The 12802-nt window shown below is 71.6% G+C and carries 11 protein-coding genes and 1 pseudogene; 4 read left to right on the top strand and 8 right to left on the bottom strand.

Going from position 1 to position 12802, the window contains the following annotated elements; genetic code table 11:
- Positions 1–50 precede the first annotated feature (50 nt).
- The 3 genes and pseudogenes from ABZY11_RS27905 to ABZY11_RS27895 form a co-directional block, all read right to left on the bottom strand.
- A complete protein-coding gene (locus tag ABZY11_RS27905; RefSeq protein WP_356481784.1) occupies positions 51–932 on the bottom strand; it encodes a PhzF family phenazine biosynthesis isomerase in 882 nt (293 codons plus the stop codon).
- 83 nt (positions 933–1015) lie between these two features.
- Positions 1016–1135: pseudogene (locus tag ABZY11_RS27900) on the bottom strand (lamin tail domain-containing protein); the annotation flags it as partial.
- An 8-nt stretch (positions 1136–1143) separates the two neighbouring features.
- A complete protein-coding gene (locus ABZY11_RS27895; protein ID WP_356481783.1) occupies positions 1144–1917 on the bottom strand; it encodes an SDR family oxidoreductase in 774 nt (257 codons plus the stop codon).
- 261 nt (positions 1918–2178) lie between these two features.
- Here ABZY11_RS27895 and ABZY11_RS27890 point away from each other — a divergent pair, with 261 nt between their 5' ends.
- Positions 2179–3807, top strand: a complete 1629-nt coding sequence (locus ABZY11_RS27890) for an alkaline phosphatase D family protein (protein ID WP_356481782.1) — start codon at positions 2179–2181, stop codon at positions 3805–3807.
- Positions 3808–3987: 180 nt separating this feature from the next.
- On the opposite strand, the gene ABZY11_RS27885 is transcribed toward ABZY11_RS27890, so the two are convergent.
- Entirely contained in the window at positions 3988–4995 is a 1008-nt protein-coding gene (locus tag ABZY11_RS27885; RefSeq protein WP_356481786.1) for a Gfo/Idh/MocA family oxidoreductase, read from the bottom strand.
- A gap of 87 nt (positions 4996–5082) precedes the next feature.
- Here ABZY11_RS27885 and ABZY11_RS27880 point away from each other — a divergent pair, with 87 nt between their 5' ends.
- Positions 5083–6405 carry a multidrug effflux MFS transporter gene (locus tag ABZY11_RS27880; RefSeq protein WP_356481781.1) on the top strand — a complete coding sequence of 441 codons (1323 nt, stop codon included), beginning with the start codon at positions 5083–5085 and terminating at the stop codon, positions 6403–6405.
- 28 nt (positions 6406–6433) lie between these two features.
- Here ABZY11_RS27880 and ABZY11_RS27875 read toward each other — a convergent pair whose 3' ends face one another.
- Positions 6434–7741 carry a hypothetical protein gene (locus ABZY11_RS27875; protein WP_356481780.1) on the bottom strand — a complete coding sequence of 436 codons (1308 nt, stop codon included), beginning with the start codon at positions 7739–7741 and terminating at the stop codon, positions 6434–6436.
- Between the two features lie 141 nt (positions 7742–7882).
- On the opposite strand from ABZY11_RS27875, the gene ABZY11_RS27870 reads away from it, so the two are divergent.
- Positions 7883–8878: a small ribosomal subunit Rsm22 family protein gene (locus ABZY11_RS27870; protein ID WP_356481779.1), complete on the top strand. Its 996-nt coding sequence runs from the start codon at positions 7883–7885 to the stop codon at positions 8876–8878.
- Positions 8879–8916: 38 nt separating this feature from the next.
- Here the strand turns inward: ABZY11_RS27870 and ddaH are convergent, their stop codons facing one another.
- Positions 8917–9801, bottom strand: coding sequence for a dimethylargininase (gene ddaH, locus ABZY11_RS27865; protein WP_356481778.1), 885 nt, complete (start codon positions 9799–9801; stop codon positions 8917–8919).
- Positions 9802–10128: 327 nt separating this feature from the next.
- Between ddaH and ABZY11_RS27860 the strand changes: the two genes are divergently transcribed.
- Positions 10129–10875 (top strand): bifunctional DNA primase/polymerase, encoded by a 747-nt coding sequence (locus tag ABZY11_RS27860; protein ID WP_356481777.1) that lies wholly within the window; start codon positions 10129–10131, stop codon positions 10873–10875.
- Positions 10876–10952: 77 nt separating this feature from the next.
- Here the strand turns inward: ABZY11_RS27860 and ABZY11_RS27855 are convergent, their stop codons facing one another.
- Positions 10953–11891, bottom strand: a complete 939-nt coding sequence (locus ABZY11_RS27855) for a hypothetical protein (RefSeq protein WP_356481776.1) — start codon at positions 11889–11891, stop codon at positions 10953–10955.
- The gene (efeU, locus tag ABZY11_RS27850; protein WP_356481775.1) at positions 11824–12795 is read right to left on the bottom strand and encodes an iron uptake transporter permease EfeU; all 972 of its coding nucleotides are present in this window, start codon (positions 12793–12795) and stop codon (positions 11824–11826) included. Before efeU ends, ABZY11_RS27855 begins: the two co-directional genes overlap by 68 nt.
- Positions 12796–12802: the final 7 nt, after the last annotated feature.

Here is a 12802-nt window from a genome sequence, read left to right as displayed (position 1 = left end):
GGCGGCACGGCCGGGGCGGCGGTGCCCGTACGTCCCCGGGCGCGGCCCCGTCAGCCCTCGATGCGGGTTCCCGTCCCGCTCACCCGCACCCGGGCGTCGCCCGCCCGCAGTTCGACCGTGAGCGTGCCGGGGCGGCCCATGTCCTCGCCCTGGTGGAGAGTGAGGACGGCAGCGTCGGGAACGAGGCCCTCGGCGCGCAGATAGGCGCCGAAGGCGGCCGCCGCCGCGCCCGTCGCGGGGTCCTCGACGATACCGCCGACCGGGAACGGGTCGCGGACGTGGAAGACGTCCGGCGCCGCCCGCCACACCAGCTGAAGGGTTGACAGGTCGAGCCGGTGCATCAGCGTTTCGAGGCGCGCGAAGTCGTAATCGAGCTCGGCGAGACGCTCACGGGTCGCGGCGGCCAGCACCAGATGGCGGGCGCCCGCGAAGGCGATCCGGGGCGGCAGGGCCGGGTCGAGATCGGAGGCCGGCCAGTCCAGGGCGGCGAGCGCCTCCGTCAGGTCGTCGGGGGCGACGTCCACGACCTCCGGTTCGACACTGGTGAGCGTGGCCCGGAGTTCGGTGCCCTGCCGGGTGACGGTGACCGGGACCGTCCCCGCGGGCGTGCTGAACACCAGATCGCCGGGGCCGTCGCGCTCGGCGAGCGCCAGGGCCGACGCGACGGTGGCGTGGCCGCAGAACGGGACCTCGGCCTTCGGGCTGAAGTAGCGGATGGTGTACTCCCGGGCGGCCGGCGCCCCCTCGCCGCCCGGTTCGTTCCGCCCGGTCAGGAACGCCGACTCGCTGTACCCCAGCTCCGCCGCGACGGCGAGCATGGCGGCGTCGTCGAGACCGGACGCGTCAAGGACGACTCCTGCCGGATTTCCGCCCTCCGGGTCGGCGGAGAACGCGGTGTAGTGCAGGACCTCGATACCTGAATGCTGGCTCATGCCGCAGGTCAACCCTGCCGCGGCCCGGGGTATTCCCGCTCCGGCCGGGCCGGAGGGGCGCCCCCCGGCCGCGGTCGTCCGGATCAGTGGCAGTTCTTGCCGTTGCCGGTCTTCGTCCAGGAGCAGGAGTCCTGGAGCTTGCCGTTCGGCTTGATCAGCCGGGCCCTGTCACCGGTGTTGTTCCAGACGTACGAACCGCGGGATGTCTGCGTCAGCCGCGCCCCACGTACGGCATCGCCGTCGCCAGGACCGTCGCGAACTGCATGTTGGCCTCCAGTGGCAGCTCCGCCATGTGGAGTACGGTCCGGGCCACGTCCGCCGCCGCCATCACCGGCTCCACCGCGAGTTCGCCGTTGGCCTGGAGGATGCCGGTCCGCATCTGCTCGGTCATGTCCGTGGCCGCGTTGCCGATGTCGATCTGCCCGCAGGCGATCCGGTACGGACGCCCGTCCAGCGAGAGCGACTTCGTCAGTCCCGTCATGGCGTGCTTGGTCGTGGTGTAGGCGACCGAGTGGGGGCGCGGCGCATGGGCGGAGATCGAGCCGTTGTTGATGATCCGGCCGCCCTGCGGGTCCTGTTCCTTCATCAGCCGGTACGCCGCCTGCGCGCACAGGAACGCACCCGTCACGTTCACGTCCACCACCGAGCGCCAGTCCGCCACCGAGAGGTCCTCCACGGGGACCGAACGCGGGCCGAACGCACCCGCGTTGTTGAAGAGCAGATCGAGGCGGCCGAAGCACTCCCGTACCGAGGTGAAGAGCGCGGCCACGTCCTCGGGGCGTGACACATCGGCGGGGACGGTGATCACCCGGGCGTTCTCCCCGGCCAGCGCGGCCGTCCCGGCCAGGGGTTCGGGCCGTCGGCCCGCGAGCGCCACCGACCAGCCGGCGCCGGTCAGGGCGAGCGCCACCGCGCGGCCGATCCCGGAGCCCGCGCCCGTCACGACGGCCGTCCTCGCATCGGAATTCAACGGTTTGTTGCTCATGACGCCGCAGCGTACGCCCTGCCGCCCCGGGGGGCGTGTGAGGCCGCATGGGGTCAAGACGGCGCGTGGGGCGGCGCGTTCGCACCCCGGCCGGCCGCCGAAGACGACACCGCCCCGTCGTGGATGCGCGCTTTGTCCCCGTGGACCCATTGCTGCCGCATTCCTCATCCGCACGACGCCCGAGCGACGCGAGCACGACAGCCGCTCGATGTGCTGGGCCGGTGAACTGCCCCCGTACACCACCAGCCAGGGGAGGGACAGATGACACACTCATCGCACCAGCAGGAGATGCGCGACGCCGCCAAGCAGCTCGGGCGCCGCCGTTTCCTCACCGTCACCGGAGCCGCCGCCGCGCTCGCCTTCTCGGTCGACCTGCCCGCCGCGGGCACCGCGAGCGCCGCCGAGCTGGACGCCGCGAGGATCGGCGACGACCCGTTCACCCTCGGCGTCGCCTCCGGCGACCCGCTGCCCGACTCGGTCCTGCTGTGGACGAGACTCGCACCGCGCCCCTACGAGGCCGGCAGCGGACTGCCCCGGGCCCGCGTCCAGGTGCGCTGGGAACTCGCCCACGACGAGCGCTTCTCCCGCATCGTCCGGCGCGGATCGGCCACCGCCCACCCGGAGTTCGACCACAGCGTCCACGTCGAGGTGAAGGGCCTCGACGCCGACCGCGTCCTCTACTACCGCTTCCGCACCGGAACGTGGACCAGCCCCGTCGGCCGGACCCGTACCGCGCCCGCCCACGGCGCCCGCAACAGCTCGCTGAGCCTGGCCGCCGTCTCCTGCCAGGCGTACCACGACGGCTACTTCACCGCGTACAAGCACCTCGCCCAGGAGGACGTCGACGTCGTCCTCCACCTCGGCGACTACCTCTACGAGTACGCCGTCAACGCGACCGGCGGAGCCCGCAACTACACCGACCGCAGGCTCCCCGCCCACTTCAACCGGGAGACGGTCACGCTGGAGGACTACCGGCTGCGGTACGCCCTCTACAAGTCCGACCCCGACCTGCGCGCCGCCCACGCCGCGCACCCCTTCGTCGTCACCTGGGACGACCACGAGACCGAGAACAACTACGCGGGCGACACCCCCGAGAACGACGTTCCGCCGGAGGAGTTCCTGCTGCGCCGCGCCGCCGCGTACCGCGCGTACTGGGAGAACCAGCCGCTGCGCGCCCCGCAGCGGCCCACCGGCCCGGACATGAGGCTCTACCGGCGCCTGCAGTTCGGCCGGCTCGCCCAGTTCGACATCCTCGACACCCGCCAGTACCGCAGCGACCAGGCGTACGGCGACGGCTGGCAGACGCCCGGACCGGAGTCCCAGGACCCGTCGCGCACCATGACCGGCGCCACCCAGGAGCGCTGGCTGATCGACGGCTGGCACGCCTCGCGGGCCACCTGGAACGTCGTACCGCAGCAGGTCACCTTCGCCCAGCGGCGCAACGTCCCCACCGACGCCTTCAAGCTGTCCATGGACGCGTGGGACGGTTACCCCGCTTCCAGGAGCCGCATCCTGAAGGGCGCCGAAGCCGCCGGGGTCGACAACCTGATGGTGCTGACCGGCGATGTGCACGTCGGCTACGGCTTCGACCTGAAGAAGGACTTCGACGACCCCGCGTCCCGCACCGTCGGCACGGAGATCGTCGCCACCTCCATCACCAGCGGCAAGGACGGCTCGGACAAGCCCGGCAGCTGGAACAACCAGATGCAGGCCAACCCGCACATGAAGTTCTTCAACGGCCGGCGCGGATACGCCGTCGTCACGCTGGGCCGGGAGCAGGCGCGCGCCGACTACCGCACGGTGTCCGCCGTCACCACGCCCGGCGCGCCCCTCGCGACGGCCGCGTCGTTCGTCACCGAGGTGGGCAACCAGGGCCTCACGCCCGCGTAAGGCCCTGAGAGCCTGTCGCGTGACCTCCGACCGGGCGGCCACGCCCTGGCACGCACGCTTCCCGCGTTGTCGTCGGTCGCCAACGCTCCGCGTCGCCTCCCTCCTCCGCCTTGGAATCGCACGCACCAGACCGCGTCCGCCATCCGATCCGAGGTCACCCGACAGGCCCTGCGGCCCCGGTCAGCCGAGGTCGTCGGCCGCGTAGCGGACGCCGATGCGGTCACGTACCGCGTCGAGCGTCCGCATCACGGCGAGCGAACCGTCCAGCGGCACCAGCGGCGACTCCGTCTCGCCCGCCAGCAGCGCCCGCACCACCTCGGCCTGCTCGAACTGCAAGCCGCGCAGCCCCGCACCGGCCGCGGCACCGGCGGTGAACTCCTCGGGCTCGTGTCCCGGCCGGTGCAGCACGAACCGCTCCGGGTAGAAGAAGCCGCGCGGGAACTCGATCCGGCCCGTCGTGCCCGTGACCGCGGCGGTCTGCGGAGTGTCCGCGACGATCGAGCAGTTCAGCAGCGCCGAGGCGCCCGCCTCCGACCAGCCCAGCACCATCGCGGTGTGCAGATCGACGTCCTCGGGGGAGAGCACCGCGTCGGCCTGCACCCGGTCCGGCTCACCCAGCAGCAGATGGGCGAACGACACCGGATAGACCCCGAGATCCAGCAGTGCGCCGCCGCCCAGCGCCCGGTCGCGCAGCCGGTGCTCGGGGCCGAACGGGCCGGCGAGCCCGAAGTCGGCCTGCACGGTGCGGATTTCGCCGATCGCGCCGTCCCGCACCAGCTCCGTCATGCGCCGGACGACCGGGTTGCAGTACGTCCACATGGCCTCCATCAGGAAGAGCCCCCGGTCCCGGGCGAGCTTCACCAGCTCGTCCGCCTCCCGGGCATTGAGCGTGAACGCCTTCTCGCACAGCACGTGCTTCCCGGCCTCCAGACAGAGCGCGGCCGCCTCCCGGTGCGCCGAGTGCGGCGTCGCGACGTACACCACATCGACCTCGTCGTCGGCGGCGAGAGCGGCCCAGCTGCCGTACGCCCGGGGTATCCCGAACCGCTGCGCGAAAGCCTGCGCCGAGGCATCCGTACGGGACGCGACGGCCACCACTTCCGAACCCGGCAGCGACCGGAGGTCCTCGGTGAACGCCGCGGCGACACCACCGGTCGCCAGCACTCCCCAGCGCACGGTCCCGCTCATGCCTGTCATGTCTGCTCCCCAAAAAGGTCTCGACCAGTCCGGCTGAGCTGAGAGCATAGATGCGGATTCAACGACATGGAGATGAGAATGCCGGAGAGCGGCGCAAGCCGGGCCCAGCAGGAACGCACCGACATACCGACCGCCGGGAGCGGGCCCGCGAGGCCCGGAGCCACCGGCACACCCCCCGGAAAACCGGCCGCTGCCGAAGCGGCCAGGCGCACCGGACTTCTCGTCACCCTCGTCCTCGGCGGTCTCACCGCGGTTCCGCCGCTCTCCATGGACATGTACCTCCCGGCCCTGCCCGCGGTCACCGACTCCCTGCACGCTTCTGCCGCCACCGTCCAGCTCACCCTCACCGCCTGCCTGACCGGCCTGGCGCTCGGACAGGTCGTCGTCGGACCGTTGAGCGACCGGTGGGGGAGGCGCAGGCCGCTGCTCCTCGGCCTGATCATCTACATCGTCGCCACCGCGATGTGCGTCTTCGCCCCCACCACCGAACTCCTCATCGGCTTCCGCCTGCTCCAGGGGCTGGCCGGTGCGGCGGCCATCGTCATCGCCCGTGCCGTGGTGCGCGACATGTACGACGGCGTGGAGATGGCCAGGTTCTTCTCCACCCTGATGCTCATCTCCGGCGTCGCGCCGATCGTCGCCCCGCTGATCGGCGGACAGGTGCTGCGGTTCACCGACTGGCGCGGAATCTTCGCCGTCCTCACCGTCGTCGGCCTGGCGCTCACCCTCGTCGTCTGGAAGTGGCTGGGCGAGACCCTGCCGCCGCAGGACCGGCACACCGGCGGCCTCGGTGACGCGCTGCGCAGCATGCGCGGACTGCTCGCCGACCGGGTCTTCACCGGCTACATGATCGCGGGCAGCCTCGCCTTCGCCACCCTCTTCTCCTACGTGAGCGCGTCGCCGTTCGTCGTGCAGGAGATCTACGGCGCCTCGCCGCAGACGTTCAGCCTGCTCTTCGGCATCAACTCGGTCGGCCTGATCATCGTCGGCCAGATCAACGGCAAGATCCTGGTCGGCCGGGTCAGCCTGGACAAGGCGCTCGCCTTCGGGCTCTCGGTCATCGTGCTGGCCGCGGCCGCGCTGCTGCTGATGACGTCCGGGGTCTTCGGCGAGGTGGGCCTGGTCCCGGTCGCGGCCGGGCTGTTCGTGCTGATGTCGGCGATGGGGCTGGCGATGCCGAACACGAACGCCCAGGCGCTGATGCGTACGAAGCACGCCGCGGGATCCGCCTCCGCGCTGCTCGGCACCTCGTCGTTCCTGATCGGCGCCGTGGCCTCGCCGCTCGTCGGGATCGCGGGCGAGGACACGGCCGTTCCGATGGCTCTGGTGCAGCTGGTGTGCGCGGTGGGCGCGATGGCGTGCTTCCTCGGGCTGTGCAGGCCCTGGCAGCGGACGTCGTGACGCGCGGCGGGGCGGCGGGGCCGCGACGCTACGACGACCTCGGGTAGCCGATCAGGTGCGGGCGGTCCTTCTCGTCCGTCCAGCGGAACAGGCCCACGCCGTCCGACGTCTCCATGCCCGGAACCCGCACGTTCGAGGGCAGGGCGCCCGTCGCACCACTGCGGACGGCGACCGCGACAGGGGCGCCGCCGCCGGCCAGCACGTCGGCCGCGTTGCGTGCGCTCGCCGCGCCGTACGCCGTGCCCTCGTCGTTCACGGACGCCAGCGTCAGCGGCTTCGTGCCGTCCGCGCCCTCGAAGCAGAACCCCCGCTTCGTGGCCAGGTCGAACGCGAGCGGTCCGGCCACCAGATAGGAGCCCGAGGGCGCCGAGACGAGCTGCGGGTACTGGCCCGGCTTTATCGCGGGCTTGCTGCACTCCACCGAAGCCAGCGGCTTGCCCGTCTCCAGGTCGTGCACCGCCCACATGTCGTGGGTGGCGGCGCGCTTTGCCTTCTTGTCCAGCTGCCACTTCGCCAGGATCAGACCCGGGATCACCGACGTCGGGATCCCGCTGACCTTGTCCGTGCCCTTCGGGGCGACATTGCGGCTGAACCAGCCGCCCTGCACCCAGAACTCCTTGGACCCGCTGACCAGCAGGCCCTTCTGCGTCAGCCCGCGCACCTCGGTGAGCTGCTTGCAGGTCGTGCAGCCCTTCGGGTACTTGAGCGCGGGGGCCGCGACCTTCGTCACCCGGCCGGTCACCGGGTCGACCACCGCGCTGTTCGTCCGGCCGTCGCTGATCAGGATGCCGGGGCCGGTGGTGGAGACCGTCGGGACCGAGTTCCACGGCACCTCGACGCGCCGCCGGGAGCCGTCCTCCACGTCGTAGACGTCCAGCGAGACGATCGTGTCGGCGGGGGTCAGCGCGTTCTCGCCGACCTTCCCGTACGCCCACGTCACGAAGTACTCGTGGTCGTCGACGGTGACCGGGAGGAGCCTCGGGAACTTGTGCGGCGACGGGGGCCGCCAGCTCTCGCCGTGCCAGCCGGTCTGCCCCGTCTTGGAGTCGATGGTCCGCAGCTGGTACTTGGTCTCCGACTCCCGCACCAGATAGGCGAGGCGGCCCGTCGTCCGGGAGATCGCATAGTCGGGCGAGGTCCCGATGAGCTCCCAGCCGTGCTCCGTCGCGTACGCGGAAGGAACGGTGAGCTGGGTCACCTTGGTCGAGCTCTTCTCGGTCCGCTTCTCCGGCTCGTCCGTGCTCTTCTCACCGCTGCCGCAAGTGGCGAGGAGAAGAAGCATGGCAAGCACGAGCACTCCGCCGACCAGAACCAGGCGCACGATCTTCTGTCTCATGGTTCCCCTCGATGGGCAATCCCGACCTCGCGGCGGCCAGCGTAGCAACTTGCGCAGGTGTCGCGGCAGTTCGGATCCATTGCTGTTCGGTGCCGAAGTCGGGGCGGAAGCAGGTGGTCCGCCTTTGCCTACAATTCGTCGGTGAACGCCACCCTCCCCACCGCGGAAATCCTGCGCGCGACGCTGGCCGGACTGCTCGACGGGCTGCCGCCCAAACAGGCCGCCCAGGCCGTCGAACGGCTCATCACCAACTACCGCGGGACCACTCCGACCGACGCGCCGGTGCTCCGCGACCGCTCCGACGTCGCCGCGTACGCCGCGTACCGGATGCCCGCCACCTTCGAGGCGGTACGGTCCGCCCTCGCCGCGCTCCGGGAGGCCGCCCCGGACTGGGAGCCCGCCACCCACACCGACGTCGGCGGCGGCACCGGAGCGGCGAGCTGGGCGGTGGCAGGGGCCTGGGAGGGGCCGCGGACGACCGTGCTGGACTGGGCGGAGCCCGCACTCGCCCTCGGCCGTGAGCTGGCCGGTCTCTCCGGCATCCCCGCCCTGCGCGCCGCCGAGTGGCGCCGGGCCCGGATCGGCGCCGGCGTGGAACTCGCCCCCACGGACCTGATCACCATCTCCTACGTACTCAAGGAGCTGACCGCGGACGTCCGCGCCGCCCTCGTCGACACCGCGGCGGGCGCGGCACAGGCGGTCGTGGTCGTCGAACCGGGCACCCCCGACGGCTACGCCCGGATCATCGAGGCCCGCGACCGGCTGATCGCCGCCGGGATGGCGGTCGCCGCGCCCTGCCCGCACAGCGACGCCTGCCCGATCGAGCCGGGCACGGACTGGTGCCACTTCTCGGCCCGGGTCAGCCGCTCCTCGCTGCACCGGCAGGTCAAGGGCGGCTCGCTGCCGTACGAGGACGAGAAATTCAGCTATGTGGTGGCGACCCGCTTCGGGACGGAGCCCGTCCGGGCGCGGGTCACCCGCAAGCCGCAGATCCGCAAGGGACAGGTGCTGCTGGACCTGTGCACCCGCGACGAGGCCCTGCGGCGTGCCACGGTCACCAAGCGGCACGGCGAGCTGTACCGGGCCGCCCGGGACATCGCGTGGGGCGACGAGTGGCCGCCCGGCGAGAACGACTGAGGGCGGCCCCACGGCCTCTCGTCCGGATCAGGCCGGGCTCACCCCCGTAGCTCCTGCGTGCAGCACTTCACGCTGCCGCCGCCCTTGAGCAGCTCGCCCAGGTCCATCGGCACCGGTTCGAAGCCCCGCGCCCGCAGCGGGTCGAAGAGCCCCGTCGCGGCCTGCGGCAGCAGCACATGGAGCCCGTCGCTCACCGCGTTCAGACCGAGCGCCGCGGCGTCCGCCTCCTCGGCGATCAGCGCGTCGGGGAAGAGCCGGGCCAGCACCGACCGGCTGCCCGGCGAGAAGGCGCCCGGGTAGTACATGATCTCGTCGCCCGCGTCGTCGAGCACGGACAGCGCCGTGTCCAGGTGGTAGTAGCGCGGGTCGACCAGATCGAGCCCGATCACCGGGCGCCCGAAGAACTCCTGGGCCTCGCCGTGCGAGAGCGGACTGGACCGGAAGCCCCGCCCGGCCAGGACGTACGACGCGGTGACCGCGAAGTCTCCCTCGCCCTCGTTGACGTGGTCCGGTTCATGGATCTCGGTGAAGCCGTTCGCCCGGAACCACTCGCGGTGGGCCCCGGCCTCCTCGTACCGCTCCCGGTACGCGAAGCGGGCGCCCAGCACCCGGCCGTCGATGACCGTGGCGCCGTTGGCGGCGAACACCATGTCGGGCAGCTCGGGGCCGGGGGCGAGCAGCTCCACGGTGTGCCCGAGGGCGCGGTACCGGTCGCGCAGGTCCTCCCACTGGGTCTGGGCCAGGGGGAGATCCACGGGCTTGCTGGGGTCCATCCAGGGGTTGATGGAGTACGTCACCCTGAAATGCGTGGGGGCACACATCAGGTAGCGGCGGGGTGTGGCTTCACGAGGCAATGAAGGCTCCTCACGAAAGGCAGGGGTTGCCTGCCGGGGGACGTCGCACGGGTGTGTGCGTGAGCCCATGGTCCGCTCTCCGGGGCCGGTGCGCAGTGATCCGATCGGGTGGTTCCGCGCGGCCGGGAGACGATCCGGATCGCCTCGTCCCGCTGCCGGGCCGGCCGGCGTGGTAGGGAACCGGGCGCCCGGCGCCGACCGCCGTGTACGCGGATGCCGGCCCGGCCACGCGGTGGGCGGGACGGAGCCCTGAGACGCACCCGTCATTTCGTGACAAGAAGTGGCATAGTGCCCAGCTCACGGCATCGTCGCCCGTACCCCGCTTCGGAACTCCGGCCACCCGAGGCGCAGGATGGTGGGACCATGGGCAGGAGCAACGCTGAGGTTAGGGGATAGATGGGCGCCGATTTCGGCCGTTATCGCGGCTCAGAGAGCAAATTTTCCCAATGGCTTCGCCGCCGACCCAAACCGCAGCAGAGCGAGGTCGACGACACCGCCCGGGAGGCGCTGCTCCTGGCCGTCGCCGAGGCCGGAATGCCGATCGCGCCGGCCGCCCACCCGGTCGGGTTCCGATGTTCGTGCGAACGCATCGGCTGTCCCACCCCCGCCCGGCATCCCATCTCCTTCGCCTGGCAGACGCAGTCCACCACCGACCGGGCGCAGATCGAGCGCTGGGCCCGCAGCCAGCCGCAGGCCAACTTCATCACCGCGACCGGCATGATCCACGACGTTCTCGACGTGCCGCTGCCCGCGGGCACCCAGGCGCTGGAGCGGCTCCTCGCCGCGGGCATCGACGTCGGCCCCGTGGCCCGGTCCGGCGACGACCGGATGCTCTTCTTCACCGCCACCCGCGGTACGCCCGAGGACGAGGACGAGTGGTGGCCGTGCGAGCTGGACTGCCACCCCGAGACCATGGACGAACATCCGGGCATGCGGTGGCACTGCCGCGGCAGCTATGTGCTCCTGCCGCCGGCCCGGCTCCCCGGCGAACTGGACGTGCGGTGGGTGCGCGGGCCGGAGAACCCGCTGCCCGATCCGCTGACCCTGCTGGAGACGCTCACCGACGCCTGCGCGCAGTACGCGGACGCGGCGGACCAGAGCGATCTCGACCATGACTCGGTGGCCTGGCCGCTGAGCCGTTAGGCCGTCCCCGGCGGATCACGGCCGGGGCCGGCCCCAGCGGCGGCCCCGGTCCGGCCCCAGCGGCGGCCCCGGTCCGGTCAGGAGCCCTTCGCGGCCGTCAGGCCCGGCAGCCGGTTCAGCATGACCACCTTGCCGTCGTCCTTCGTCGAGCCCTTCTTCGGGACGTACACCAGCTGGCTGGAGACCCGCTCCTTGGTGAGGGTGGACTGCACCTCACCGGTCAGCAGCGCCTCCACGTCCTGATTGAGCGGCGGGCGCAGCCCCTTCGCCGCGGTCTGCCGCTCGAAGTGCTTGCTGCTGAAGAAGACCAGCGCCCCGCCGTCGTCCGTCTCCAGGCCGAGCGGGCCGAACGTACCGCTGTCCAGCGGCTGGTCGATGTACTGGTACGAGAAGCCCGCCCGCCGGGTGTTCCGGCGCGCCTCCCGCCAGCCCGAGGTGGCGGAGCCGGGGGCGAAGACGTCCGGGGTGCCCTGCTGGAGGTACTGCGTGTACCGGGTGCTCAAGTCCTCCGGCGCCACGGCCAGTTTGGTGCTGTCCGCGGCCACCGGCTTCGCCCGGCCCTCGCCGTCCTTCGCGAAGGCGGGCAGCCGGGAGGGGGCGACGACCGACAGATAGGAGGCCTTCCACCCGGCGCCGGGGCCGGACTTGACGAAGACGATCAGCCAGCGGGTGTCCAGCTTCCCGCTGTCCTGGTCGCGGTTGGAGTCGGTGTCCGCGAGGAACCAGCGCGGCCAGCCGGCCTTCTTCGGGATGAGGTAGGTGGCGTCGGTCAGTTCCAGCGGCTTGTGGTTCGGGTTGCCGTCCGGATGGTTCTTCTGCCGTGCCTTCAGCCCGGCCTGGTTGATCGCGCCGAGCGGCCCCGTGACCCGGTCCGCGTCCAGGGCCGGGTCGTAGGCCTTGTCCGCCGCGTTGTACGCGGTGGTGAACGCCTTCAGGGCCTGCGCGGCCTCAGACCTGGTTGCCCCCGGCACCACTTCCAGCTCGCCGTGCACCGTCACGCAGCCGCTCGCCGTCATGGACAGCACCGTCGCCGTCGCGAGCCCCGTCGCCAGCCGAATCGGCCTCAGGCTTCTCATCCGCTGCTTTCCGCGCCTTCCGATCCGTCGCCCCTGCTGACCGTCCGAACCCTACCGGGGCGAGGAACAGCGCGAGGGTGGGGATCAGATACAGCGCCCACACCGTGACCTGGAGAACGGTCGGGTCGGGCTGGAAGTTGAACGTGCCCTTCAGCAGCGTGCCGTACCAGCTGTCCGGCGGAATCGTGGCGCTGATGTCGAACGCCCGGTTGTGGAGACCGCCGATGAACTCGGCTTCCTGGAGGTCGTGGACGCCGTACGCGAGCACGCCCGCGGCGACGATCACCAGCATGCCGCCGGTCCAGGTGAAGAACTTCGACAGGTTGATCTTCAGCGCGCCGCGGTAGAACAGCCAGCCCAGGACGACGGCGGCCGCGATGCCGAGGAACGCGCCGATCATCGGGTGCCAGCCGTCGTCCGCCGCGTGCACCGCGCGCCACACGAACAGCGAGGTCTCCAGGCCCTCCCGGCCCACCGCGAGGAGCGCCGTGGCGACCAGCGCGCCGGTGCCCATCGCGAGCGCCGCGTCGAGCTTGCCGTGCAGCTCCGCCTTCAGGTGCCGCGCGGTGCGCCGCATCCAGAAGACCATCCAGGTGACCAGGCCGACGGAGACGATCGACAGCGAACCGCCGAGCGCCTCCTGGGCCTTGAACGTCATCTCCTGCGAACCGAATTCGAGCCCGGCGCCGAACGCCAGGCTGACGACGACCGCGATCCCGACACCGATCCAGATCGGCACCAGCTTGTTCCTGTTGCCGGTCTTCACCAGATAGGCGATGAGGATGCAGACGACCAGGCTGGCCTCCAGGCCCTCGCGCAGGCCGATCAGGAAGTTGCTGAACACGTCTCGG

The organism is Streptomyces sp. NPDC006510 (assembly GCF_040611955.1).
Classification (GTDB): domain Bacteria; phylum Actinomycetota; class Actinomycetes; order Streptomycetales; family Streptomycetaceae; genus Streptomyces.
Note: the sequence above shows the minus strand (reverse complement) of the source record. Positions and strands in the feature narration are given on the sequence as shown.

What these genes read in the sequence shown, in the direction of transcription:
- ABZY11_RS27860 (WP_356481777.1), top strand. Translation starts at nt 10,129, where the DNA reads ATGGGCGCCGATTTCGGCCGTTATCGCGGCTCAGAGAGCAAATTTTCC.
- ABZY11_RS27880 (WP_356481781.1), top strand. Translation starts at nt 5,083, where the DNA reads ATGCCGGAGAGCGGCGCAAGCCGGGCCCAGCAGGAACGCACCGACATA.
- ABZY11_RS27905 (WP_356481784.1), bottom strand. Translation starts at nt 932, where the DNA reads ATGAGCCAGCATTCAGGTATCGAGGTCCTGCACTACACCGCGTTCTCC.
- ABZY11_RS27885 (WP_356481786.1), bottom strand. Translation starts at nt 4,995, where the DNA reads ATGAGCGGGACCGTGCGCTGGGGAGTGCTGGCGACCGGTGGTGTCGCC.
- ddaH (WP_356481778.1), bottom strand. Translation starts at nt 9,801, where the DNA reads ATGGGCTCACGCACACACCCGTGCGACGTCCCCCGGCAGGCAACCCCT.
- ABZY11_RS27855 (WP_356481776.1), bottom strand. Translation starts at nt 11,891, where the DNA reads ATGACGGCGAGCGGCTGCGTGACGGTGCACGGCGAGCTGGAAGTGGTG.
- ABZY11_RS27895 (WP_356481783.1), bottom strand. Translation starts at nt 1,917, where the DNA reads ATGAGCAACAAACCGTTGAATTCCGATGCGAGGACGGCCGTCGTGACG.
- ABZY11_RS27875 (WP_356481780.1), bottom strand. Translation starts at nt 7,741, where the DNA reads ATGAGACAGAAGATCGTGCGCCTGGTTCTGGTCGGCGGAGTGCTCGTG.
- ABZY11_RS27890 (WP_356481782.1), top strand. Translation starts at nt 2,179, where the DNA reads ATGACACACTCATCGCACCAGCAGGAGATGCGCGACGCCGCCAAGCAG.